The sequence below is a fragment of the Agrobacterium tumefaciens genome, from assembly GCF_013318015.2.
Taxonomy (GTDB): domain Bacteria; phylum Pseudomonadota; class Alphaproteobacteria; order Rhizobiales; family Rhizobiaceae; genus Agrobacterium; species Agrobacterium tumefaciens.
This window is the reverse complement of record NZ_CP115841.1, coordinates 2,064,985-2,088,776: the sequence shown is the minus strand read 5'-3', so window position 1 is coordinate 2,088,776 and position 23,792 is coordinate 2,064,985. Positions and strand designations below refer to the sequence as shown.

Below are 23,792 nucleotides of genomic sequence, written 5' to 3'. Positions count from 1 at the left end.
GCTCAACCTTTCAAGGTCTGTTCAGGCGGCCTGTTTGCGAAACAGCGCGTCGAATGCGCCTTCGATCTGCCGCCGGCCCTCCGGTGAAATGGCAACGAGCGGCGCGCGCACGTCAGACCAGATATTTTCCCCTGTCGTGTGTGATACCAGCACCTTGACGGCGGGCGTAACCGGAAATTTCAGAAGTTCCACAACAAGATCGACGATGCGCGCATCGTCCTTGCCGTCAACGGCCATGGCGCGGACTTCCTGCGTCAGGAAATTGGCAACGCCGGAGATGGCTCCCTGACCGCCCAGGCGAACGCCCTTGGCCAGATCACGCTCATCGCCGATCAGAATTGCGAGATCGCCGTGTTCTTTCAGCAGGCGCTCTGTGTGGCTCCAGTTGCCTGAGGAGTCCTTCACGCCGGTGACGATGCCCGGAAACGCTTGTCTCAGCCGCCCCACCAGTTCGACCGACAGTGTTACCATGGTCACGGAAGGGATGTTATAGACGAGAATGTCGCGCGCGCCCTTGCCGATCTTTTCGAAAACCGCCGAGAACCAGGCAAACAGGCCGTCATCGCTGACATTCTTGAAATAGGATGGTGGGGCCAGAAGAATATTGCGGGCACCTGCGTTCAGGGCCTCGGCGGACTGGTCGGCTGCATCCTCGATGGAATCCACGAGAACGCCGGTGACCAGACGGGAAGGCGCAATGCCTGCCTCAATGAAGCGGGAGAGAATGAACTGCCGTTCGCGGCTGCCGACGGAGCATCCCTCGCCGGTGGTGCCGAAGAGTGTCACGCTGTCGCAACCATTTGCAAGGCAACGGCGGGCATGCGCGATCATGGCGTCTGTATCGACGGTTCCGTCAGTTTTGAAAGGGGTCGTCAGTGCTGCCGAAAGGCCGAATTTCTGGGTCAATTAAGATGCTCCTCCAAGATGGCTGCAGATTGATGGCACACTGACATGTTAGTTGTAAAGCGGTAATTACAGAATGATTGTTCGGGAGGCTGGAATGGGGGGAATTGGCTTCTAAAGCTGCCTCAGGATCGGTGTTGCGCCCGGTGGGGCATGGAATGTTCACACCGGTTTACGCGAATGCCATTTTTTTAGCGATGCACAGGAAAAATGCTAAAATAAATTTGACTGTTTAAGTAAAGATTTTTATCAGGCAATCTGAATATGGGATAAAGGGAAGCGTCATGACCATTGTGGAGCCATCAGCGCCTGTGGAAGAGATCGAGCAGAGCCGCGTGAAGCGCCTGAGGGCTGCCACGCGTGGCGCGCATGGTGGTCTCGATACCTTCATCATGGCAGCGAAGCCGTTCGAGAGCCGGGAGAACTTCGGCAAATTCGTGGAAACGCAATATCTTTTCCATCGCGACCTCGATGCGTTTTTCTCCAATGAAACCCTTGATGGCCTGCTGCCTGATCTTAAGGGTCGTCGCCGTCTCTCCATGATAGAGCAGGACCTTGCCGATCTGGGACACGCCATTCCTGAAACAAACGAGCCGCGCTTTACCAGCGAAACGCCGTTCGATCTACCTGAGGCCATGGGCTGGCTTTATGTAGTCGAAGGCTCGAATCTCGGCGCGGCTTTCCTTCTGAAAGACGCAGCCAAGCTTGGCCTCACCGAAGAATTCGGCGCGCGCCATCTGGCCGGCGCTCCGGAAGGGCGCGGCCTGCATTGGCGTACCTTTACGGCCGCGCTCGATGAAATTTCGCTGACCATCGAAGAAGAGGAGCGGGTCGTCGCTGGCGCCGAAGCCGCCTTCAGGGCCGTGCATGCCTACGCGCAGCAACGCCTCGGTTGAAGTTTTGGCATAGCTTGTCGCTGGTTGTCTTCACAGCGCTTGAAATGCCTCGTTGCACATTCGTACTGACCTCGTCTTAGCATCCTCACGCCGTCACCCCGGGCTTGGTCCGGGGTCTAGTGCGATCAAGTGCTTGATCGCGTGGAGCTCTATTGGCGGCGCGGACGGGCCGCGGCTGGATACAGGATCAAGTCCGGCGTGACGGAGGAGTGGTTTTCGGCTGTCGTGCAACGCTTCAGAACCATTGTGAGAGCCGCTCATTTCCCGCACATTGCGTTCGATATTTGCCGAATAAACAGGCATATTAATTTACCAAATGATAAAATTTTTATCTTTTGGTAAAAAGAAATTGGCCTCCAAAAAATTATCCAATTGATAAAATTATTTTTTTTCGTCTGGCACGGAACCTGCTACTCTTTCTTCAAATCAGGAAAACGCCTGATGCCAAAAAAGGGAACAGCAAGATGGAAGTTGGTGTTTTTATACCGATCGGGAATAATGGGTGGCTACTTTCCGAGAACGCGCCGCAATACAAGCCAAGCTTCGACCTGAACAAGGAAATCACGCTGAAGGCGGAAAAGTACGGCTTCGATTTCGCGCTGTCGATGATCAAGCTGCGCGGCTTTGGCGGCAAGACCGAGTTCTGGGACTATAATCTGGAATCCTTCACCCTGATGGCGGGCCTCGCCGCCGTGACCTCCAAGATCAAGCTGTTCGGCACCGCCGCCACGCTGGTCATGCCGCCGGCCATCGTTGCGCGCATGGCGACCACGATCGATTCCATTTCCGGCGGGCGTTTCGGCATCAACCTGATTACCGGCTGGCAGCGTCCTGAATACAGCCAGATGGGGCTTTGGCCGGGCGACGATTATTTCGGTGATCGCTATGAATATCTCGGCGAATATACCTCCGTGCTGAAGGAACTACTGACGGAAGGGCAGTCGGACTTCAAGGGCAAGTTCTTCCAGATGGATGATTGCCGCATGAAGCCGGTGCCGCAGGGGGATGTGAAGCTCATCTGCGCCGGTTCCTCCAATTCCGGCATGGCGTTCTCTGCCAAATTCGCCGATTACAGCTTCTGCTTCGGCGTCGGCGTCAATACGCCAAAGGCTTTTGCACCCACCAATGAGCGACTTCTGGCGGCAACGGAAAAGTCTGGTCGCGAGGTTAAATCCGTGGTTCTGACCATGATCCTCGCGGAAGAAAAATCCGAGGATGCCTGGGCGAAGTGGGAGCATTACAAGGCGGGCGCGGATGAGGACGCGATCAAGTGGCTCGGCCTGCAGAGTTCTGTCGACACCAAGTCCGGCTCTGATACCAATGTCCGGCACATGTCCAATCCCGTCTCGGCGGTCAACATCAACATGGGAACGCTGATTGGCTCCTATGAGGAAGTAGCGGCGATGCTGGATGAAATGAGCGAAGTGCCGGGAACGGGTGGCGTGATGCTGACCTTTGACGATTTTCTCGAAGGCGTCGAAAAATTCGGCAAATATGTACAGCCGCTGATGAAGAGCCGCCAGCATGTGCTGGCCGAACTGGAGGCAGCGGAATGAGTGAAGCCGTCGTGGCGGGTTACAAGGGGCCGGAAAGCCGTTCGGAAAGTGTCACACTTCCCGCAAGGCCGGAGCCGATTACCCTCAAGCCCAGCGAGACCGCCGTTGTCGTGGTCGACATGCAGAACGCCTATTCGACCGAGGGCGGTTACGTCGATCTTGCCGGGTTCGATATTTCCGGCGCCAAGGGCACCATCGCCAACATCAAGAAGACGCTGGATGCAGCGCGGGCGGCGGGTGTTCAGGTCATCTATTTCCAGAATGGCTGGGACAAGGATTATGTCGAGGCCGGTGGGCCGGGTTCGCCCAACTGGCACAAGTCCAACGCGCTGAAGACGATGCGCAAAAGGCCGGAATTGCAGGGCCAGCTGTTGGCCAAGGGCACATGGGACTATGCCATCGTTGACGAGTTGCAGCCCCAGCCCGGCGATATCTTGGTGCCGAAGACGCGTTACAGCGGTTTTTTTAACACCAATATGGACAGCGTCCTGCGAGCCCGCGGCATCCGCAATCTGGTGTTCGTCGGCATCGCCACCAATGTCTGCGTCGAAAGCTCGCTGCGCGACGCTTTCCATCTCGAATATTTTGGGGTGATGCTGGAGGATGCCACGCATCATCTGGGCCCGGACTACATCCAGCAGGCGACGGTCTACAATGTCGAGAAATTTTTCGGCTGGGTGGCAACTGTCAATGATTTCTGCGGCGTCATCTCGCAGGCCGCACCCGTCAGGGATTGATCCCCAAACACAAAGAGGAGAATGAAATGCCGAAGAAGATCGTCGTGCCTGCCGGTACAAGCAAACCCATCGCCCCTTTTTCGCCGGGAACCCTTGCCGATGGCGTGGTTTACGTTTCCGGAACGCTGCCATTCGACAAGGACAATAATGTCGTGCATGTGGGCGATGCCAGCGCCCAGACACGCCATGTTCTGGAAACCATCAAATCCGTTATTGAGACCGCCGGCGGCACGATGGAGGACGTGACGATGAACCACATCTTCATCACCGACTGGGCGAATTACCAGGCCGTGAACACGGTCTATGCCGAATATTTCCCCGGCGACAAGCCCGCGCGTTATTGCATCCAGTGTGGCCTCGTAAAGCCTGATGCACTGGTGGAAATCGCCACCGTCGCACATATCGGCAAGTAAGGCGAAACGGCAAAATGATGCATTTCGAGGTTCATGGCCGGGCCGAGCCTGAGGCGCCCACTATCCTGCTGTCATCGGGGCTGGGTGGATCGGGCGCCTATTGGGCGCCGCAGATCGAGGCCCTTTCCAGCCATTTCCGGATCGTTACCTATGACCATCGCGGAACTGGCCGGACCGGCGGCGAGGTGCCGGCAGATGGCGGCATATCGGCGATGGCCGATGATGTGCTTGAGATCGTCTCGGCGCTGAACCTCGAAAAATTTCACTTCATGGGCCATGCGCTTGGCGGTCTGATCGGACTCGATATCGCGCTTCGCAAGCCAGGCCTCATCGAAAGGCTTGTTCTTATCAATGCCTGGAGCAAGGCCGATCCGCATTCCGGGCGCTGCTTCGATGTGCGGATCGAGCTTCTGGAAAAATCCGGTGTCGAGGCTTTCGTGAAAGCCCAGCCGCTGTTTCTTTATCCGGCGGCCTGGATGTCAGAGCATCAGGAGCGGCTGGCACGTGACGATGCGCATGGCGTCGCGCATTTTCAGGGCAGGGCGAATGTGCTTCGGCGCATCGCGGCGCTCCGGGCCTTTGATATCGACGCGCGCCTCGGCGAGATCGGCAATCCGGTTCTGGTAGTGGCAACCAAGGACGATCTTCTGGTGCCCTATACCCGGTCGCTGCGTCTTGCGGAAGGTTTGCCGCAAAGCGAGCTTTTCCTTCTCGATTTCGGAGCGCATGCGGTCAATATCACCGAGTCTGACCTTTTCAACGCGCGGCTTTTGCAGTTTCTGCTACCGGCAACACAAACATTCTGACGGGATTTGAGAGTAAAATGACGAGAGCATTGGACGACGCTGCATTGGCAACACTTTTCACCGAGGCACGCACCCACAACGGCTGGACGGACAAGCCAATCGGGGATGATACGCTGACAGCGCTTTATGACCTGACGAAGATGGGGCCGACTTCGGCCAATTGCTCGCCGGCGCGTTTCGTGTTCGTACGCAGCCCGGAAGCCAGGGAAAAATTGAGGCCGGCGCTTTCTTCGGGCAATCTGGAAAAGACCATGGCAGCACCCGTCACGGTCATCGCTGCCATCGACAGCGAATTTTACGAGAAGCTGCCGGTGCTGTTTCCCCATGCCGATGCGCGTTCCTGGTTCACCTCCAGTGCGGCGATGGCCGAGGAAACGGCATTCCGCAATGCCACGCTGCAAGCCGGTTATCTCATTCTTGCCGCCCGCGCGCTCGGGCTTGATACCGGAGCCATGTCCGGTTTCGACAAGGGCAAGGTGGATGCCGCATTTTTTGCGGGTACGACCTGGAAATCCAATTTCCTCATCAATCTTGGTTACGGCGATCCGTCGAAGCTGTTCGGCCGCCTGCCGCGACTTGCGTTCGAAGACGCCTGTGTTCTGGCTTGAGGGCCTGTTAAGGAAGGATGGTTTAGATGCGGATGATGTCTCTTGAAAAGGAAGCGGAAATGGAGACGAAGACTGCACAGGAACGCAGCCTCGATTATAGAAATGCCATGGCGCGGCTCGGTGCGGCAGTCAACATCGTCACCACGGACGGTGCGGCAGGCCGTGCGGGATTTGCAGCGACCGCCGTTTGCAGCGTTTCCGACAATCCGCCCACGCTTCTCGTCTGCCTCAACCGCGGCTCTTCCGCTTATAATGTGGTGAAGGGCAATGGCGTCATCTGCGTCAACACGCTTGCTTCCAAGCACGAGGTGCTGAGCACCCTGTTCGGCGGCAAGACACCGGCGGAAGAACGTTTCGCTGCCGGAAGCTGGGGCGTGCTCGAAACCGGCGCGCCTGTTCTGGAAGACGCATTGGTCTCCTTCGATTGCCGCATTCGCGAGGCACATGATGGCGGCACGCACGATATCCTGATCTGCGATGTCGTCGATATGAAGATCAATGAGGGCGACGAAGCACTGATGTATTTCAACCGGCGTTACCGGGTGCTTTGAGAGCGGTCTATCGATAAAGTTTCGTGTGGCGGGGCCGTAGCATCCGCACAGCGTCACCCCGGACCTGATCCGGGGTCCAGTGCGATCAAGTCTTTGATCGCGAAAGACTCTTTTACGGCGCGGACGCGCCGTGGCTGGATGCCGGATCAAGTCCGGCATGACGGAAGAAACGTTCGCGTTCCCATCTGTAAGAAGGGCGTTTCCGGTCTCCCGGAAACGCCCTTTTTCATCACTTGATCAGCGGCAAAAGATCGTTGATCGACTTTTTCGCATCGCCGTAGAACATGCTGGTGTTGTCCTTGTAGAACAGCGGGTTCTCGATGCCGGAATAGCCCGTGCCCTGGCCGCGCTTGGAAACGATGACCAGTTTGGATTTCCATACTTCCAGAACCGGCATGCCGGCGATGGGCGAGTTGGGATCGTCCTGTGCCGCCGGGTTGACGATGTCGTTGGAGCCGATGACGATGACGACGTCGGTATTGGGGAAATCGTCGTTGATCTCGTCCATTTCCAGCACGATGTCGTAGGGCACCTTTGCTTCGGCGAGCAGCACGTTCATGTGGCCGGGAAGACGACCCGCAACCGGGTGGATGGCGAAACGCACGGTCTTGCCGTCGGCGCGCAGCTTGCGGGTCAGTTCGGAAACGGCCTGTTGCGCCTGTGCCACCGCCATGCCGTAACCGGGCACGATGATGACGCTGTCAGCGTCGTTCAGCGCTGATGCCACGCCTTCGGCATCGATTGCCACCTGCTCGCCCTCGATTTCCATCGCCGGACCCGTCGTGCCGCCGAAGCCGCCGAGGATGACCGAGATGAAGGAGCGGTTCATGGCCTTGCACATGATGTAGGACAGGATCGCACCCGAGGAGCCGACAAGCGCACCGGTAACGATCAGGAGATCGTTGCCGAGCGTGAAGCCGATGGCCGCCGCCGCCCAGCCGGAATAGCTGTTCAGCATCGAGACGACGACAGGCATGTCTGCGCCGCCGATACCCATGATCAGGTGATAGCCGATGAAGAAGGCGGCAAGCGTCATCAGCACCAGCGTCCATGCGCCAGCACCGTTGCAATACATGATGAGCAGGACGAGCGACAGGATCGCGGCACCGGCATTGAGGACGTGTCCGCCCGGAAGCTTCTTCGCCTTGCCGTCCACCTTGCCGGCAAGCTTGCCGAAGGCGACGACGGAACCGGTGAAGGTGACGGCGCCGATGAAGACGCCGAGGAAGACCTCGACCTTCATGATTGCCAGTTCTACCGGCGTCTTGTGGGCGAGGAGGGCTGAAAAGCCTGTCAACAGGGAACGCGCCGTCTCATCGAGCGAGGCGACATGCGCTTCCTCGATATGGGCGTTGAAGCCGATGAAGACGGCGGCCAGACCGACAAAGGAGTGAAGTGCTGCAACAAGCTGCGGCATCTCGGTCATCTGCACGCGGTTTGCGACGAAGTAGCCGAGAACGGCGCCACCCGCCAGCATCAGAAGTACGATGAACCAGTTGCCGACATCAGGTCCGAAGACCGTGGCGACAATGGCAAGACCCATGCCTGTTATGCCGTACCAGACGGCGCGCTTGGCGCTTTCCTGCCCGGAAAGACCACCGAGGGAGAGGATGAATAGAACGGCTGCGGCAACATAGGCCGCGGAAACGATACCAATGGTCATTATGTGTCCCCTACACGGCTCAGGACTTCTGGAACATGGCGAGCATGCGCCGTGTCACAAGGAAACCGCCGACGATGTTGATCGTCGCGATCAGGACGGAAAGTGAGGCAAGGATCACCACCAGCCAGTTGCCGGAACCGATCTGCAGCAGCGCGCCGATAATGACGATGCCGGAAATCGCGTTCGTCACCGCCATCAGCGGCGTGTGCAGCGAGTGGCTGACATTCCAGATCACGGAGAAGCCGATAAAGCAGGCGAGCACGAAGACGATGAAATGGCTCATGAAGCTTGCCGGCGCGTAAAGGCCGACGAGAAGCAGGGCCGCCGTACCGATGACGAGCAGACCGACTTGGCTTTTCGTCTGCGCCCTGAACTCGGCCCGTTCCTTGGCGTGCTTTTCCTCAGGCGTAAGCTCTTTTGCTCGTTCCTTGGGTTTCTGCGCGGCGATGGCCTGGATCTTCGGTGGCGGTGGCGGAAAGGTGATGTCGCCCTGATAGGTGACGGTCGCACCGCGGATGACGTCGTCTTCCATGTTGTGAACGACCTTGCCGTCCTTTGCGGGCGTCAGATCGGTCATCATGTGACGGATGTTGGTGGAATAGAGCGTTGAGGCCTGCGTGGCCATGCGGCTCGGGAAATCCGTATAGCCGATGACGATGACGCCATTGTCGGAGACGACGCGCTGGTCGGGCACCGTGAGATCGCAATTGCCGCCGCGCTCGGCGGCGAGGTCGATGATGACCGAACCCGGCTTCATTGCCGCTACCATGTCGGCCAGCCACAGCTTCGGGGCGTCACGGCCGGGGATCAGCGCCGTGGTGATGACGATATCGATCTGCGGTGCCAGCTCGCGGAATTTCTCAAGCTGCTTTTCGCGGAATTCCGGCGACGAGGGGGCGGCGTAACCGCCGGTCGCTGCGCCATCCTGGCTCTGGTCGGCGAAATCGAGATAGACGAATTCGGCGCCCATGGATTCGATCTGTTCGGCCACTTCCGGGCGCACGTCGAAGGCATAGGTGATGGCGCCTAGCGAGGTTGCCGTGCCGATGGCGGCAAGACCGGCAACGCCGGCACCGATGACCAGCACCTTGGCGGGCGGCACCTTGCCGGCGGCGGTTACCTGACCGGTGAAGAAGCGGCCGAAATTATTGCCGGCCTCGATGACGGCGCGATAGCCGGCGATGTTGGCCATGGAGGACAGCGCGTCCATTTTCTGGGCGCGGGAAATGCGCGGCACCATGTCCATGGCGATGACATTTGCGCCCTTTTCCTTCGCCTGCTCCAGAAGGTCCTTGTTCTGTGCGGGATAGAAGAACGAGATCAGCGTCTTGTCCGAAGACAGGCGATCAATCTCCGACGTTTCCGGCGGACGAACCTTGGCGATGATGTCGGCACCTGTATAAAGCGCATCGGCGCTATCGACGATGGTGACACCGGCTGCGCGATAGGCGTCGTCGGAAAATCCCGCCGCCTTGCCGGCGCCTGTTTCGAGGATGCAATCATATCCGAGTTTCTGCAAGCCTTGCGCGCTGTCGGGCGTCATGCCGACGCGCGCCTCGCCATCATATAATTCCTTAGGCGTCCCGATTTTCAAAATGGCTCTCCCTTTTCCGCACGATACGGCGTCATAGCCTATTTCGAGCGTTTTTGTCTTGTTTTTGGCGGTTTCTACCTGCGGCGGATTGACAGCCTGCGAAAGGCCAGTTCGGGCACTGGCGGTACTGCGGCAATAAAAAACCCGGCGCGTCAGCGCCGGGCCTCTATCGTCGGGAGCGAAACCGCTCACTCCATGGTGTGGATGTCGCGATCCTTGGTTTCCGGCAGGAACAGCAGGCCGATGACCAGTGTGATGCCTGCGAAAACGATCGGGTACCAGAGGCCGTAATAGATATCGCCCTTCGCCGCGCTCATCGCAAAAGCGGTGGCGGGCAGAAGGCCGCCGAACCAGCCGTTGCCGATATGGTAGGGCAGCGACATGCCGGAGTAGCGGATGCGGGTCGGGAACAGTTCGACCAGCAGGGCCGCAATCGGGCCGTAGACCATCGTCACGTAGATCACGAGGACGGTCAGGACCGCGATGATGACGACCCAGTTCACGGCAGCCGGATCGGCGACCATGGCGAAGGTGCCGCCACCGGCAATGCTGTAGACGGCCATTTCCGCCGCTCCGGCGGTCTCGGCCGGCGTCAGCAACTTGTCGGCCACCAGCTTGTCGGTCGCCACCATCTTCTTGTCGGCTGCGCGAACGGCTTCCGCATTGAGGTTGAGTTCCGGGTTGGCGGCAATAAAGGCATCCAGTTTAGCGTCCGGCACCTGTGCTACGCCGCGCACCAGCGGGTAGCCGCCGTCATGCAGCGCGATGTTGACCTGTTTCTGGAAGGCCCTGTCTTTTGCGGCAGCATCCGCACCGGCTGCGATGGCGTCGTAGCTCGCAATGGTGGCGTCGCCGATCTTGACGCTTGCCGGCGTTCCAGCCGCTCCAGCAACGACGTCATAGGGAACGGAGTTGCGTGTCAGGAACGAGGTGGCGATATCGCAGGACGTGGTGAATTTCGCCGTACCTGTCGGGTTGAACTGGAATTTGCAGTCGCCCGGAGCAGCGGTCACGGTGGCGCGAACGCTGGCCTGCGCTTGCGCCAGTGCCGGGTTGCCCGCCCATGTGAGCGCCTTGAACAGCGGGAAGTAGGTCAGCATCGCGAGAACGAGACCCGCCATGATGATCGGCTTGCGGCCGATCTTGTCGGAAAGCCAGCCGAAGAGCACGAAGAAGCCCGTGCCGAGGATGAGGGCCGCCGCGACCATGATGTTGGCCGACTGGCCGTCCACCTTCAGAATGCTCTGCAGGAAGAACAGTGCATAGAACTGGCCCGTATACCAGACGACGGCCTGACCGATGACGGCGCCGACGAGGGCAAGCAGGGCGATCTTTGCGTTTTTCCACTGGCCGAAGGCTTCGCTGAGCGGTGCCTTGGAGGTCTTGCCTTCTTCCTTCATCTTCTTGAAGGCAGGAGATTCGTTCATTTTCAGACGAATCCAGACCGATACGCCAAGCAGCAGAACCGAAACGAGGAAGGGAATACGCCAGCCCCAGGCGGCGAAGGCTTCCTTGCCGAGTGCGAACTGCACGCCGAGAATGACCATCAGCGACAGGAAGAGCCCGAGCGTCGCCGTCGTCTGGATCCATGAGGTGTAATAGCCTCTGCGACCGTTGGGCGCGTGTTCGGCCACATAAGTTGCAGCACCGCCATATTCGCCGCCAAGCGCCAGACCCTGAAGCATGCGCAGGATGATCAGGATGATCGGGGCTGCGATGCCGATCTGCGATGCACCGGGCAGGACGCCGACGAGGAATGTCGAAACGCCCATGATGAGAATGGTGATCAGGAAGGTGTATTTACGGCCTACAATGTCGCCGAGACGCCCGAACACCAGGGCGCCGAAGGGGCGCACGAGGAAGCCGGCGGCAAATGCCAGAAGCGCGAAGATGTTACGTGTCGTTTCCGGATATTGGCTGAAGAAGTTCGCGCCGATATAGATCGCGAGCGAGCCGTACAGATAAAAATCGTACCATTCGAAGACTGTTCCGAGAGAAGAGGCGAAAATCACCTTCTTCTCCTCACCCGTCATGGGACGGGCGGCGCCGCTCACGGCTGCTACGTTTGCCATTGTCTGTCCTCCACAGATGTCAAATGAGCGCATTGCAGAGCCCTGTCTCTCCTCCGGACTCCCCCGTAAGGGTGCAATGCGCGTAATGTTAGAGTGACAGAAAATTAACCCCAATGAGAGCGATGCTTTCGGATTATGACTTTAGTCTAATGCATAACGTGCAAAAATGTCGCGAGGTGGCATTTGCGCTTGTGCGCCGGGTCGCTCGCAACGTGCCTTTTTTCTTGACACGAACACCAAACCTTCTAATAGCTTCTCGCGAAGAAGGAGCATCACCTTGCGCAGGCATGTTGCAGACATGATTGTCATGGAAGGACCGGCACAATCCGCCGGCGATGATCCGCGTCTTTCTTATTCTATCCGAATTACGGCCAAAACGACGATTAAAACCGTCTGACGTCTCTGGCCACCGCTCTCTCCCCGGTTCGGCTGGGGATCGAGGAAGCCGCAATGCGATGCGGGTTCCCCACCTCACCCAAAAGAGGAGAGACAGAAAGAGAGCTTGATCATGGGTTTCAAAGTTGCAATTGTAGGCGCCACCGGCAATGTCGGTCGCGAAATGCTCAACATCCTGGCCGAACGTGGTTTTCCGGCAGATGAAGTCGTGCCGCTCGCTTCCTCCCGCTCGCAGGGCACGGAAGTTTCCTATGGCGACCGCACGCTGAAGGTTTCCAACCTCGAAAACTACGATTTTTCCGACACGGATATTTGCCTGATGTCGGCCGGCGGCGAGATTTCCAAGAAGTGGTCGCCGAAGATCGGCCAGCAGGGTTGCGTCGTCATCGATAACTCGTCTGCATGGCGCTACGACCAGGACGTTCCGCTGATCGTTCCGGAAGTCAATGCCGACGCGATCTCGGGCTTCACCCGCAAGAACATCATCGCCAATCCGAATTGCTCCACGGCCCAGCTCGTTGTCGCGCTGAAGCCGCTGCATGACTTTGCCAAGATCAAGCGCGTCGTTGTCTCCACCTACCAGTCCGTTTCCGGCGCTGGCAAGGAAGGCATGGACGAACTGTTCCAGCAGACACGCGCCGTCTTCGTGGCCGATCCGGTCGAAACGAAGAAGTTCACCAAGCGCATCGCCTTCAACGTCATCCCGCATATCGACGTCTTCATGGAAGACGGCTATACCAAGGAAGAATGGAAGGTTCTGGCCGAAACCAAGAAGATGCTCGATCCGAAGATCAAGGTAACCTGCACGGCCGTGCGCGTTCCTGTTTTCATCGGTCATTCGGAATCGGTCAACATCGAGTTCGAAAACGAGATCACTGCCGATCAGGCGCGTGACATCCTGCGCGAAGCGCCGGGTTGCCTCGTGATCGACAAGCATGAAGATGGCGGCTACATCACCCCGGTTGAATCCGCCGGCGAGGATGCGACCTATATTTCGCGTATCCGTGAGGATGCGACGGTTGAAAACGGCCTCAATATCTGGGTTGTTTCGGACAATCTGCGCAAGGGCGCTGCCCTCAATGCCATCCAGATCGCCGAACTCCTGGTCAATCGTGGTCTCATCAAGCCCCGCAAAGCGGCGGCTTGATACGATTTTTTAAGGTTCGTTAAGTATAACCCGTCTGTTCTGTGTGGGGCAGGCGGGTTTTCCAATTGGCTATCATCACGGCCAGTTTATTTGCAGGCCTTGCTGCCAAAAGGCAATTTAGGCGGCCAAAAAGCAATTTGGCACCCGAGCCCATACAGCAGCGACGTTTTGGTTCTCGGGATAAATTCCCCAAAGGATATCGAAGGCAGATTTTGATGCGGGCAATGAAGGCAATTCTGGCTGGTGTGGCCATGGTCTCGGTTTTGGCGGCGACGCCGGTTGTGGCTGCGCAATGCGGCAACACTTCGGCAGGGTTCGACGCCTGGGTCGGTGCCTTCAAGCAGGAAGCGGCGAGCCGCGGTGTCAGCGCCTCGGTGCTTGATCGTGCCTTCTCCGGCGTCTCCTACAATCAGGCGACCATCCGCGCGGATCGCGGCCAGCACAGCTTCAAGCTGTCCTTCGACCAGTTCATGCAGAAGCGTGGCGGCCAGACGATCATCTCGCGCGGCAAGACCATGAAGAAGAACAATGCGGCTCTCTTCGCCTCGATTGAAAAGGCCTATGGTGTGCCGGCCGGCCCGCTGCTCGCCATCTGGGGCATGGAAACCGGATTTGGCGGCTTCATGGGCAACCAGCACACGCTGTCCGCCGTGGCGACGCTTTCTTTCGACTGCCGCCGTTCGGATTATTTTACCGAGCAGCTTTATGCGGCCCTGAAGCTCGTCGGCAGCGGATCGCTGAACGTTAACGCCAAGGGTGCTGCCCATGGCGAAATCGGCCAGACGCAGTTCCTGCCGTTGAACGTTGTGCGCTACGGCGTGGATTTCGACCGCGACGGACGCATTGATCTCGTCGGTTCGCGCGCCGATGCGCTGGCCTCCACGGCCAACTTCCTTGTCGGCCACGGCTGGCAGCGCGGTGCGGGTTATCAGCAGGGGCAGACGAATTACGCGGCCATTCAGGGCTGGAACGCTGCAAGCGTTTATCAGCAGGCGATTGCGTTTATCGGCAAGGCGATTGACGGCCAATAAGGCCGCTTTATCCCAATTGGAACGTCCACTTCCGTGATGCCGGACTAGTTCTGGCATCCAGTCACGGCGCGTCTGCGCCGTGAAAAAACCCTAAGCAATCAAAGACTTGATCGCGCTTGGCCCCGGATCACGTCCGGGGTGACGAAGCTTTGAGAAGGTTTCGACAATCACAGGTCCGGGCGGCGAAAGTCGCCCGTTTTGCCGTCCATCACCCACAATTCGCCGGTCGAGATATCGAACCAGGCGCCATGCAGCTTCACCTTGCCGGCGGTTTCCTGCGCCTTGACGAAGGGGAAGCCGCGCAGGTTGGCGATGGAGTTGCGAATGGAAACGCGCTCCAGCGCCGTCTGGCGCTCGGAAGCGGTCATGACGTCGTTGCTCTGGATCTGCTCGGCGGCGGATTTCACCATGTTCATCCATTTGCCGATGAAGTCGCCGGGTGACAGAGGTTCAAGATTGGGGTCGAGTGCGGCCTGAATGCCGCCGCAGCGGCCATGGCCCATGACGACGATGTCCTTCACCTTCAGAACCTGCACGGCATATTCGATGGCGGCTGATGTGGCGTGGTACTGACCGTCAGGCTCAAAGGGCGGCACCATGTTGGCGACGTTCCGCACGACGAAAAGTTCTCCCGGTCCGCAGTCGAAAATCGTTTCCGGCGCCGAACGGGAGTCACAACAGGCAATGAACAGGGTCTGCGGTTTCTGTCCGGTATCAGCCAGAACGCGGTATCTTTCGCGCTCGTCGGCATAGCGGCCGCTCATGAAGTTCTTGTAGCCGTTGAGAAGGTTTTCCGGAAAATCTTTCATCTATCGCAGTACCGTTGTGCTTGGACCAAGATCAAGAGAAGAACTCGGTGCGTTGAAGACCAATCCTTTAGCCGCTATTTGCGCTTGCTGCGCGAAGGATGCAAGAGATGGCGCATCTGCACCATCGCCATGGGTGTGGAGAGACTTGAAGAATCCGTCTCCAGCGTCAATTCGTTCATGTCGCGTTTTTTGGTTCGCGCCAGAATTTCGAACACGCTGGCGGTGGCCAGTTGCAGCGCCTTCTCGTCGTCCATGCCTTCCAGCAGCCGGGCAAGGAACAGCGCCGCCATCAGGTCTCCGAGACCGTTCGGTGCGTCTTCTATGGCGCGGTGTTCCGCCATCAGCGCGTGCCGGCCGCTCAAATAGAGATTTCCCGTGCCGCCCGCCATCATCGACACGGCTGAGGTGACCAGCATTTTCGGCGGGCCGAGTGCGAGCGCGGCATCCATGATGGCATTGTTGGTCTCAAGCTCGGCACCGCTCATCCAGGCCAGTTCATAACGGTTTGGCGTGGCGACGGTGGCAAGCGGAATGAGGTGATCGCGGATGGCTTCGGCAGTCTCAAGGGGAATGTATAGTCCGCCCAGATCGCCCATGACCGGGTCACAGGCATAAATCAGCGACGGGTTCTTTTCCTTGAGATTGCGGATCAGCCTTGCGACGGAGCGCACCTGCGCCGCGCTGCCGAAATAACCGGTCAGGACAGCCTTGACCTCGCCGATCCATTTGGCGTTTTCGAGGTCGGTCATGGCCTTGTCGAAGTCGTCTTCCTGAAAGCGCATCCGGGTGGACGGGCCATGGCCGGGGTGCCAGGGCAAAACGATTGTGGGCACCGCCCATACCGGATAGCCAAGGGTCTCCAGCGCGAAGACCGCGGCACGGTTGCCGACCGATCCACGCATGACGTGGCTGGAAATGACGATGACGGCGCCCTGGGTATTTTCCTGCATCACGGCCTTCTTGTTTTCAAACGCCACAGAAGCCCGCAAGTGCCCCTGCTCACAGATCAAGATGCGCTCTCATGACATATCGCATCGTCACTTTCCACCGTTAATCCCGCAAGGGTCTATCCCGTAAAACGATGGGCGTCCGGTCTTCTTGGCCTTTCCGGTGCCGGTCCGGTATTGCGGTATCGGCGAACTGCCCTACCTTTTTGTTTACGCATCGGGTTTTCCCAAAACCGCGGTACACTTTTCGGCACGATGCCCTATAGTTGCATCATGCTCGATCTCGTCATCGCCTATTGGCCTCATATCCTTGCCGCTCTTTCCATTTTGATGGGAACCGTGGCGGCCGTACATGCCACGATGACGAAGGAAGAGGTCCGCTCCGCGCTTGGCTGGGTGGGCGTCATCGTTCTGTCGCCGATCGTCGGTGCAGTCATTTATGCGATTGCCGGCATCAACCGGATTCGCCGGTCCAGTATCAGGCAGCAGCGGTCTTTCATGCAGGACGAGATCATGGATCGCGTGGCGCGCCTTGATGCGAGCGGCGAGGTGATTGCCGCGCGGTTCGGACGCCGTTTCGAGGCGATGAAGACGCTCGGCGACCGGGTGACGCGCCACGCACTGACGACCGGTAACCGCATCGAGCCGCTTGTCACCGGCGACGCGGCCTATGCCGCCATGCTGGAGGCGATAGGCGAGGCGAAGCGGTCGATCATCCTCGAAACATATATTTTCGACAATGACAGGATCGGCGCCCGTTTTGTCGCCGCGCTGGAAAGGGCGAAGTTCCGGGGCGTGGAGGTGCGGGTGCTGGTGGATGCCGTGGGCGCGCGCTATTCCGTGCCGAGCATTCTGCCGACGCTCCGGGAAAAAGGCATCGTTGCCGATGTGTTCAACGGCAATGTCATCATGGGGCTGCGGCTGCCCTATGCGAATTTGCGCACCCACCGCAAGATTCTGGTGGTGGACGGGCGCATCGCCTTTAGCGGCGGCATGAATATCCGCGAAGGGTTCACCCTTGAATTCGGCGGCGAAAAACAGGCGCACGACACACATTTCAAGATCAGCGGACCGGTTGTCTCTGATTTTTTCTCCATTGCGGCGGAGGACTGGAGGTTCACGACGGGGGAGCTTCTGCACACGCCGGTCTGGGATATCGCCATTCCCGATGGTGTGCCGGGTTCACAGATCGTTGCGCGCGTTTCCTCCTCGGGGCCGGATAAGAGCATAGAGACCAATCACAAGATGCTGATGGGGGCGTTTTCCGTCGCCCGCTCCTCCATTCTCGTCATGTCGCCCTATTTTCTCCCCGATCGGGAGCTTATTTCAGCGCTCATTACCGCAGCGAGGCGGGGAGTCGTGGTGGATATCATCGTGCCGCAAAGCAACAATCTGGTGCTTGTGGACAGGGCGATGACGGCGCAATTCGACCAGATGTTGAAGAATTACTGCCGCATCTGGCGGGCGACAGGGCCCTTCAATCATTCCAAGCTTCTGGTGATCGACGAGCGCTGGAGCTACATCGGTTCTTCCAACCTGGACCCTCGTTCATTGCGGCTGAACTTCGAAGTCGATCTGGAAGTTATGGATGAGGAATTCGCCGCGACCATCGGAAACCGCATCCGGGAAGCACGGGCAACCGCTTTACCCGTGCGACTGAGCGAACTGAATGCGCGGCCATTCGTTGTCCGTTTTGTGGAGCGCGTCCTGTGGCTCGCTTCGCCGTATCTTTAGAGCGCCATGCGTCGGAAACGCTCTAAAACTTTTAATTTGCGGATCGGAGGCGTCGCAGCGTGAAGAAAAACAGTTTGCTGGAGCGTGGAAAAACGGCACTGGCGAAAAACAGCAGCCTGCCCGCCTTCGTCATGCAGTCGCTGCGCGACCGCCACCAACGGAAGAATGCCGGGCAGGTGGAGAGAGATCACTCCTTCCCGGTCATCGCGTCCTACAACGTCCATAAATGTGTCGGCCGCGACCGCAGGTTCGATCCTGATCGCACCAGCCGCGTCATTCAGGAAATCGGCGCGGATATCATCGCGCTACAGGAGGCGGACAGCCGTTTCGGCGAGCGCACGGGCCTGCTCGATCTTGCCCGGCTGGAGCGGGAAAGCGGGCTTGTCCCCGTGCCTGTTCTGGCGGGTGTGAAGGCGCATGGATGGCACGGCAATGTCCTGTTGTTCAAGGAAGGTGCGGTGCGGGATGTTCATACGCTGAAATTGCCGGGGCTGGAGCCGCGCGGCGCGCTGGTGGTGGAACTGGATTTGAAAAGCGGTGGCGCACTGCGAATAATCGCCGCGCATTTCGGTCTTTTGAGGCATTCCCGTGCCCAACAGGCGAAGGCGCTTATCGGTCTTCTGGAAGCGCGAAACGAATGCGCGACCATCCTCATGGGAGACCTGAACGAATGGCGTCTCGGCAATGGCTCGTCGCTCAATACTCTGAGAGATGCATTCGGCGCCCTGCCGCCGGCAGTGCCCAGTTTCCCATCCAACCTGCCGGTGCTTGCGCTCGACAGGATCATCGCCAACCGCGAAGGGCTGATCGAGCAGGTGGAAGCGCATGACAGTGCGCTGGCGCGCATTGCCTCGGACCACCTGCCGCTGAAAGCCGCGATAAGGACCGATCTGCTTCCAACCTGATCCTGTGGCAGCATCGGATACGGCGACAGACTTCAGAGCCGCTGCGCTACCGTCAGATGGCTGCGCGAACGGGCCTCCAGCAGAGATTTGCGGATGGCTTCCATCAGCCGTTCACGGTTGTTTCTGGTCTTGCCTCTGTCCAGATTCTGCGCGGCAAGCGCTAGATCCAGACCTTCATGCGTTACTATCGAATAGGCAATGGTTGTCGCCCAGTTCTCGTATTCCTGCTCCATCATGTCACCCCTGAACTAAATCATTTAGCCCGAATCACCCTGTTCTTGAAATTACCACAAAATGGAAAGCATAAAATAGCATTGTTCCTATACGTATCTGCTGCCTTATGCGGATATAGTTTATTCGTTCTTTCGTTATTGCGGCGCAACATGTATGTGCTTGCTGCTTAAGTCATTGAAACAGATTCTGTTTCAGGCGATGCACATGGACGTTCCAAGCAACAAAAACGCCGCGCATCGTTAGATGCGCGGCGGGCTTTCGTCGAAGTTTGCGGTGGATTGGATCAGGTCTCAGCCGGCCTTTTCGAGCTTGTAGTCCGAATTGGCAGGTTCTTCCTGTTTGTGCTGGATGAGAGGACGGTTACCCGACAGCTTGCGAACCAGCACGTAGAATACCGGTGTCATGAAGATGCCGAAGAACGTCACCCCGATCATGCCGGAGAACACTGCGACACCCATGGCCGCGCGCATTTCCGCACCCGCACCGGTGGAGATGACCAGAGGCACCACGCCCATGATGAAGGCGAGTGAGGTCATCAGGATCGGGCGGAGGCGCAGGCGACTTGCCTCGACTGCGGCCTGAAGCGGCGTTCGTCCTTCGAATTCCAGCTCGCGGGCGAATTCCACGATCAGGATCGCGTTCTTCGCCGATAGCCCGACAAGGACGACAAGGCCGATCTGCGTAAAGATGTTGTTGTCCCCTCCCGTCAGCCAGACGCCTGTCAATGCGGCGAGAACGCCGAGCGGAACGATCAGAATGATCGCGATCGGCAGGGTCAGGCTTTCATATTGCGCAGCCAATACGAGATAGACGAGCAGCAGCGCCAGCGGGAAGACCACGAGGCTGGAATTACCGGCAAGGATCTGCTGGTAAGTCAGGTCCGTCCATTCGTATTCGATCCCGGCCGGCAGGTTTTCGGCAAGGATTTTCTCGATCGCCGCCTGCGCCTGTCCAGAGGAGAAGCCCGGTGCCGGACCGCCGTTGATATCGGCTGCAAGGAAGCCGTTATATCGGTTTGTGCGCTCCGGTCCTGTTGTTGCATCTACCTTCAACAGCGTGGAAAGCGGGATCATCTGACCGGTGGACGAGCGGACCTTCAGGCGGCCGATATCTTCGGCATGGGCGCGGAATTGCGCATCTGCCTGCACACGCACGCTGTATGTCCGCCCGAAGGCGTTGAAGTCGTTGACATAAAGCGAGCCCAGATAGATCTGCAGCGTCTGGAAGACGTCGCTGACCGAAACACCCAGCTGCTCGGCCTTGGCGCGGTCGAGATCGGCGAAGAGCTGCGGCACGTTGATCTGGAAGCTGGAGAAGATGCCTGCCAGTTCCGGTGTCTGGTATGCCTTGGCAATGACCGCCTTGGCCGCTTCGTCAAGCGTCTGGTAGCCGTAACCGGCACGGTCCTCGATCTGCAGCTTGAAGCCGCCCGTCTGGCCGAGACCGTTAACCGGCGGCGGCGGGAACATGGCGATGAAGGCATCCTGAATGCCGGCAAACTTCTGGTTCAGCTGCATTGCGATGGCGCCGCCTGACAGTTCCGGCGTCTTGCGGTTTTCGAAGTCGTCGAGAACTGCAAAGACGATGCCGGAATTGGAGCCGATGGTGAAGCCGTTGATCGACAGGCCGGGGAAGGCGATGGCGTGGCTGACGCCCGGCTGTTGCATGGCGATATCGCTCATCCGCTTGATGACACTTTCCGTGCGGTCAAGCGTTGCGCCGTCCGGAAGCTGGGCGAAGCCGATGAGATATTGCTTGTCCTGCGCCGGTACGAACCCGCTTGGGACCGCGCTGAACATGCCGTAGGTGGCAGCCACCAGCGCCATATAGACGATCATGACGAGGCTTTTGCGCGTTACCAGCCCGCCTACGGTTTTGCCGTACCCATTGGAGGCGGCCCCGAAGGCGCGGTTGAATCCACGGAAGAACCAGCCGAAAATCCGGTCCATGAAGCGGGTCAGCCAGTCTTTCGGTGCGTCGTGCTCTTTCAGCAGCAGGGCCGCAAGAGCGGGTGACAGCGTCAGAGAATTGATCGCCGAAATGACGGTGGAAATCGCGATCGTCAGCGCGAACTGCCGGTAGAACTGGCCGGAAAGGCCGGAGATAAAAGCCAGTGGGACGAAAACGGCGACCAGCACAAGCGCGATTGCTATGATCGGCCCGGAGACTTCGCGCATCGCCTTGTAGGTGGCATCACGCGGAGAAAGCCCGTTTTCGATGTTTCGCTCGACGTTTTCCACCACCACGATGGCGTCATCCACCACGATGCCGATGGCCAGCACGAGGCCGAACAGGGTCAACGCGTTAATGGAGAAACCGAAGGCATACATGACGGCGAAGGTGCCGATGATCGACACCGGAACGGCGATCAGCGGAATGATCGAGGCGCGCCAGGTCTGGAGGAACAGGATGACCACCAGTACCACGAGGCCAACGGCCTCGAGGAGCGTATCAACGACCTTTTCGATGGACGAGCGAACGAACTTCGTCGTGTCGTAGACGATTTCATATTTCACGCCATCAGGCATCGCCAGTTGCAGATTGTCCATTGTCGCGCGGACATTGTCGGCGATTTCGATGGAGTTGGAGCCGGGAGCCTGCAATACGGCGATCGCCACGGCGGGTTCGCCGTCGAGCAGCGAGCGCAGCGTATAGTCGGCAGCGCCGAGTTCGATGCGGGCGACATCGCGAAGACGGGTGATCTGGCCGTTCGCGCCGCTCTTGACGATGATGTTGCCGAATTCCTCCGGCGTCGTCAGACGGCCCTGGGCATTAACGTTGAGCTGCAGGTCGACGCCGTTGGGGCTTGGCGATGCGCCGATGACGCCGGCCGCGGCCTGGACGTTCTGCTGACGGATGGCGTCGGATACGTCACTCGCGGCGAGATCGTGTTCGGCCACCTTTTGCGGATCCAGCCAGACGCGCATGGAATAGTCACCCGCGCCGAAGACCTGCACCTGACCCACGCCTTCGATACGGGCGAGGCGATCCTTGACGTTCAGCGTCGCATAGTTGCGCAGATAGGTGATGTCATAGGCATCGGTCTTCGACACGAGATTGACGACCATGATGAAGTCGGGCGAGCTTTTGACGGTGGTGATGCCGAGTGCGCGCACTTCCGCGGGCAGGCGCGGTTCGGCCTGCGACACGCGGTTCTGCACCAGCTGCTGCGCCTTGTCCGGGTCGGTGCCCAGCTTGAACGTTACGGTCAGCGTCAGCACGCCGTCCGATGTCGCCTGGCTGCCCATATAGAGCATCTCCTCGACGCCGTTGATTTGTTCTTCAAGCGGCGTGGCGACGGTTTCGGCAATAACGGCCGGGTTCGCACCGGGATAGGTGGCGCGGACGACGACGGATGGCGGCACGACTTCCGGATATTCGGAAATCGGCAGGGCGCGCATGCCGAGAAGGCCTGCGACCACGATCAGGATCGACAGCACGCCGGCGAAGACCGGCCTGTCGACAAAAAATCTGGAAATATTCATATCCAGTCCCCTCTCCGGGTAGATTTGGAAATGCAAGGACCGTTCCGGCGGCATCATGGCCGCCGGTGAGGGCCGGTTCTTTGTGAAATGCGTCTCGCCGGAGGCGGGACGGCGTTATTGCGAGGCGGCGACCTTGTCTTCCGCCTGCGGTGCGATGGTTGCACCGGGGCGAATGCGCTGCAGGCCGTTGACGACGATCGTATCGCCGGCTGCAAGGCCGCTGTCGATGATGCGCTGGCCGTCAGCCGGTGCGCCGGGCTTGATCTGGCGGTAGCTCACCTTGTTTTCGGCATCGACGACAAAGACGAACCGCTTGTCCTGATCCGTGCCGATGGCGCGGTCGCTGATGACTATCCGGTTTTCCGGCTTCGGTTCACCCATGCGCACCCGAACGAACTGGCCGGGAATGAGCCTGCCATCAGGATTTTCGAAGACCGCACGCACACCAATGGTGCCGCTGGCGGAATCGACCTGGTTGTCGATGAGGTGCAGGGTGCCCTTGATCGGCGTGCCTTCATCCGAAAGCGTGCCGATTTCCACCGGGATCTGTTCGAGCGCGGGCAGGGCGTCGGTCGTCTTCGGCAGCTCGGAAAGCGCTTTCGCTACCGTTCCTTCGCTGGCGTTGAAGCTGGCATAGATCGGGTTGACCGAAACCAGCGTCGTCAGGGCAGGCGATGTCGAGCCGGCGGCAACGAGGTTGCCGGCGGTGATTTCGATGCGGCCGACCCTGCCGGAAACCGGTGCAACGATTTCGGTGTAACCAAGATCGAGCTGAGCCGTCGTCAGCGTCGAGCGGGCGGCGCGAAGCTGGGCTTCGGCATCCGCAAACGAGCTTTGCCGCTGGTCGAGATCGCTCTGGGAGATCGTGCGATTGTCGGAAAGCCTGCGGCCACGGTCGAGTTCCGTCTTGGCAAGGCTGACCTTGGCTTCGGCGGAGGCGACCTGGGCTTCAGCACCTGCAACGGCTGCCTGATAGGGGGCCGGATCGATGGTGAAGAGGGGGTCGCCTTCCTTCACCAGCGCGCCTTCGCGGAAATGCACGGCCTTGATCTGGCCAGCGACGCGGGAGCGGATCTGCACGCGGTCGACGGCTTCGAGACGGCCGGAAAATTCTTCCCAGCGCATCACATCGCGGCTTTCCACCTTGGCGACGGTGACTGGGATAGCCGGCGTTTCAGCCGGGGTGGAAGCTGCCGTCGCATCACGGCTGGTGGGCAGGTCGAAAATGAGTGCTGCGGCTGCAACGGACATAGCAAGCCCGATACCGGCGCCCGTCAGGGCCCGGCGCTTTGTGGTCAGCGTCAT

At 59.0% G+C, this 23,792-nt stretch carries 20 protein-coding genes; 11 read left to right on the top strand and 9 right to left on the bottom strand.

Annotated features, from left to right (window positions below; translation table 11 throughout):
* Nucleotides 1–21 precede the first annotated feature (21 nt).
* On the bottom strand, nucleotides 22–906 hold the full coding sequence (locus tag G6L97_RS10375) for a dihydrodipicolinate synthase family protein (protein WP_111783468.1): 885 nt from the start codon (nucleotides 904–906) through the stop codon (nucleotides 22–24).
* Between the two features lie 281 nt (nucleotides 907–1,187).
* On the opposite strand from G6L97_RS10375, the gene G6L97_RS10370 reads away from it, so the two are divergent.
* The 7 genes from G6L97_RS10370 (at nucleotide 1,188) to rutF (ending at nucleotide 6,470) form a co-directional block, all read left to right on the top strand.
* The gene (locus G6L97_RS10370; protein ID WP_003514096.1) at nucleotides 1,188–1,799 is read left to right on the top strand and encodes a biliverdin-producing heme oxygenase; all 612 of its coding nucleotides are present in this window, start codon (nucleotides 1,188–1,190) and stop codon (nucleotides 1,797–1,799) included.
* Between the two features lie 464 nt (nucleotides 1,800–2,263).
* The gene (rutA, locus tag G6L97_RS10365; RefSeq protein ID WP_003504013.1) at nucleotides 2,264–3,355 is read left to right on the top strand and encodes a pyrimidine utilization protein A; all 1,092 of its coding nucleotides are present in this window, start codon (nucleotides 2,264–2,266) and stop codon (nucleotides 3,353–3,355) included.
* Nucleotides 3,352–4,092 carry a pyrimidine utilization protein B gene (rutB, locus tag G6L97_RS10360; protein WP_003514094.1) on the top strand — a complete coding sequence of 247 codons (741 nt, stop codon included), beginning with the start codon at nucleotides 3,352–3,354 and terminating at the stop codon, nucleotides 4,090–4,092. Before rutA ends, rutB begins: the two co-directional genes overlap by 4 nt.
* Nucleotides 4,093–4,118: 26 nt before the next feature.
* Complete coding sequence (gene rutC, locus G6L97_RS10355) at nucleotides 4,119–4,505, top strand: pyrimidine utilization protein C (RefSeq protein ID WP_003492069.1); 387 nt, start codon at nucleotides 4,119–4,121, stop codon at nucleotides 4,503–4,505.
* Nucleotides 4,506–4,519: 14 nt separating this feature from the next.
* Entirely contained in the window at nucleotides 4,520–5,311 is a 792-nt protein-coding gene (rutD, locus tag G6L97_RS10350) for a pyrimidine utilization protein D (protein WP_162632860.1), read from the top strand.
* A 17-nt stretch (nucleotides 5,312–5,328) separates the two neighbouring features.
* On the top strand, nucleotides 5,329–5,919 hold the full coding sequence (locus G6L97_RS10345) for a malonic semialdehyde reductase (protein ID WP_013636775.1): 591 nt from the start codon (nucleotides 5,329–5,331) through the stop codon (nucleotides 5,917–5,919).
* A gap of 26 nt (nucleotides 5,920–5,945) precedes the next feature.
* The gene (gene rutF / locus G6L97_RS10340; RefSeq protein ID WP_013636774.1) at nucleotides 5,946–6,470 is read left to right on the top strand and encodes an NADH-dependent FMN reductase RutF; all 525 of its coding nucleotides are present in this window, start codon (nucleotides 5,946–5,948) and stop codon (nucleotides 6,468–6,470) included.
* Between the two features lie 229 nt (nucleotides 6,471–6,699).
* On the opposite strand, the gene G6L97_RS10335 is transcribed toward rutF, so the two are convergent.
* The 3 genes from G6L97_RS10335 to G6L97_RS10325 all read right to left on the bottom strand — a co-directional run bounded on the left by G6L97_RS10335 (nucleotide 6,700) and on the right by G6L97_RS10325 (nucleotide 11,799).
* A complete protein-coding gene (locus tag G6L97_RS10335) occupies nucleotides 6,700–8,133 on the bottom strand; it encodes an NAD(P)(+) transhydrogenase (Re/Si-specific) subunit beta (protein WP_174002901.1) in 1,434 nt (477 codons plus the stop codon).
* Between the two features lie 19 nt (nucleotides 8,134–8,152).
* Entirely contained in the window at nucleotides 8,153–9,727 is a 1,575-nt protein-coding gene (locus G6L97_RS10330; RefSeq protein ID WP_111783495.1) for a Re/Si-specific NAD(P)(+) transhydrogenase subunit alpha, read from the bottom strand.
* Between the two features lie 188 nt (nucleotides 9,728–9,915).
* Nucleotides 9,916–11,799 carry an MFS transporter gene (locus G6L97_RS10325; protein ID WP_003514082.1) on the bottom strand — a complete coding sequence of 628 codons (1,884 nt, stop codon included), beginning with the start codon at nucleotides 11,797–11,799 and terminating at the stop codon, nucleotides 9,916–9,918.
* A 508-nt stretch (nucleotides 11,800–12,307) separates the two neighbouring features.
* Here G6L97_RS10325 and G6L97_RS10320 point away from each other — a divergent pair.
* Entirely contained in the window at nucleotides 12,308–13,342 is a 1,035-nt protein-coding gene (locus G6L97_RS10320) for an aspartate-semialdehyde dehydrogenase (RefSeq protein ID WP_003514078.1), read from the top strand.
* Between the two features lie 215 nt (nucleotides 13,343–13,557).
* Nucleotides 13,558–14,373 carry a lytic murein transglycosylase gene (locus G6L97_RS10315; RefSeq protein ID WP_038492118.1) on the top strand — a complete coding sequence of 272 codons (816 nt, stop codon included), beginning with the start codon at nucleotides 13,558–13,560 and terminating at the stop codon, nucleotides 14,371–14,373.
* A gap of 167 nt (nucleotides 14,374–14,540) precedes the next feature.
* On the opposite strand, the gene G6L97_RS10310 is transcribed toward G6L97_RS10315, so the two are convergent.
* Complete coding sequence (locus G6L97_RS10310; RefSeq protein WP_003514071.1) at nucleotides 14,541–15,182, bottom strand: carbonic anhydrase; 642 nt, start codon at nucleotides 15,180–15,182, stop codon at nucleotides 14,541–14,543.
* A gap of 74 nt (nucleotides 15,183–15,256) precedes the next feature.
* Nucleotides 15,257–16,132, bottom strand: coding sequence for a pyridoxal kinase PdxY (gene pdxY / locus G6L97_RS10305; RefSeq protein ID WP_111783497.1), 876 nt, complete (start codon nucleotides 16,130–16,132; stop codon nucleotides 15,257–15,259).
* 270 nt (nucleotides 16,133–16,402) lie between these two features.
* On the opposite strand from pdxY, the gene G6L97_RS10300 reads away from it, so the two are divergent.
* Together G6L97_RS10300 and G6L97_RS10295 are read left to right on the top strand one after the other, a co-directional pair.
* Nucleotides 16,403–17,863 carry a phospholipase D-like domain-containing protein gene (locus G6L97_RS10300; protein WP_111783498.1) on the top strand — a complete coding sequence of 487 codons (1,461 nt, stop codon included), beginning with the start codon at nucleotides 16,403–16,405 and terminating at the stop codon, nucleotides 17,861–17,863.
* Nucleotides 17,864–17,922: 59 nt separating this feature from the next.
* The gene (locus tag G6L97_RS10295; protein ID WP_013636769.1) at nucleotides 17,923–18,768 is read left to right on the top strand and encodes an endonuclease/exonuclease/phosphatase family protein; all 846 of its coding nucleotides are present in this window, start codon (nucleotides 17,923–17,925) and stop codon (nucleotides 18,766–18,768) included.
* A gap of 32 nt (nucleotides 18,769–18,800) precedes the next feature.
* On the opposite strand, the gene G6L97_RS10290 is transcribed toward G6L97_RS10295, so the two are convergent.
* The 3 genes from G6L97_RS10290 to G6L97_RS10280 all read right to left on the bottom strand — a co-directional run bounded on the left by G6L97_RS10290 (nucleotide 18,801) and on the right by G6L97_RS10280 (nucleotide 23,792).
* Nucleotides 18,801–19,004 carry a hypothetical protein gene (locus tag G6L97_RS10290; RefSeq protein WP_174002899.1) on the bottom strand — a complete coding sequence of 68 codons (204 nt, stop codon included), beginning with the start codon at nucleotides 19,002–19,004 and terminating at the stop codon, nucleotides 18,801–18,803.
* 288 nt (nucleotides 19,005–19,292) lie between these two features.
* The gene (locus G6L97_RS10285; RefSeq protein ID WP_111783470.1) at nucleotides 19,293–22,487 is read right to left on the bottom strand and encodes an efflux RND transporter permease subunit; all 3,195 of its coding nucleotides are present in this window, start codon (nucleotides 22,485–22,487) and stop codon (nucleotides 19,293–19,295) included.
* Nucleotides 22,488–22,601: 114 nt separating this feature from the next.
* Entirely contained in the window at nucleotides 22,602–23,792 is a 1,191-nt protein-coding gene (locus tag G6L97_RS10280) for an efflux RND transporter periplasmic adaptor subunit (RefSeq protein ID WP_013636766.1), read from the bottom strand.

Excerpts from the sequence above, each read along its gene's own strand:
- G6L97_RS10370 (WP_003514096.1), top strand. The coding sequence starts at position 1,188 with ATGACCATTGTGGAGCCATCAGCGCCTGTGGAAGAGATCGAGCAGAGC.
- rutA (WP_003504013.1), top strand. The coding sequence starts at position 2,264 with ATGGAAGTTGGTGTTTTTATACCGATCGGGAATAATGGGTGGCTACTT.
- rutB (WP_003514094.1), top strand. The coding sequence starts at position 3,352 with ATGAGTGAAGCCGTCGTGGCGGGTTACAAGGGGCCGGAAAGCCGTTCG.
- rutC (WP_003492069.1), top strand. The coding sequence starts at position 4,119 with ATGCCGAAGAAGATCGTCGTGCCTGCCGGTACAAGCAAACCCATCGCC.
- rutD (WP_162632860.1), top strand. The coding sequence starts at position 4,520 with ATGATGCATTTCGAGGTTCATGGCCGGGCCGAGCCTGAGGCGCCCACT.
- G6L97_RS10345 (WP_013636775.1), top strand. The coding sequence starts at position 5,329 with ATGACGAGAGCATTGGACGACGCTGCATTGGCAACACTTTTCACCGAG.
- rutF (WP_013636774.1), top strand. The coding sequence starts at position 5,946 with ATGCGGATGATGTCTCTTGAAAAGGAAGCGGAAATGGAGACGAAGACT.
- G6L97_RS10335 (WP_174002901.1), bottom strand. The coding sequence starts at position 8,133 with ATGACCATTGGTATCGTTTCCGCGGCCTATGTTGCCGCAGCCGTTCTA.
- G6L97_RS10325 (WP_003514082.1), bottom strand. The coding sequence starts at position 11,799 with ATGGCAAACGTAGCAGCCGTGAGCGGCGCCGCCCGTCCCATGACGGGT.
- G6L97_RS10320 (WP_003514078.1), top strand. The coding sequence starts at position 12,308 with ATGGGTTTCAAAGTTGCAATTGTAGGCGCCACCGGCAATGTCGGTCGC.
- G6L97_RS10315 (WP_038492118.1), top strand. The coding sequence starts at position 13,558 with ATGCGGGCAATGAAGGCAATTCTGGCTGGTGTGGCCATGGTCTCGGTT.
- G6L97_RS10310 (WP_003514071.1), bottom strand. The coding sequence starts at position 15,182 with ATGAAAGATTTTCCGGAAAACCTTCTCAACGGCTACAAGAACTTCATG.
- pdxY (WP_111783497.1), bottom strand. The coding sequence starts at position 16,132 with ATGCAGGAAAATACCCAGGGCGCCGTCATCGTCATTTCCAGCCACGTC.
- G6L97_RS10300 (WP_111783498.1), top strand. The coding sequence starts at position 16,403 with ATGCTCGATCTCGTCATCGCCTATTGGCCTCATATCCTTGCCGCTCTT.
- G6L97_RS10290 (WP_174002899.1), bottom strand. The coding sequence starts at position 19,004 with ATGATGGAGCAGGAATACGAGAACTGGGCGACAACCATTGCCTATTCG.
- G6L97_RS10285 (WP_111783470.1), bottom strand. The coding sequence starts at position 22,487 with ATGAATATTTCCAGATTTTTTGTCGACAGGCCGGTCTTCGCCGGCGTG.
- G6L97_RS10280 (WP_013636766.1), bottom strand. The coding sequence starts at position 23,792 with ATGACGCTGACCACAAAGCGCCGGGCCCTGACGGGCGCCGGTATCGGG.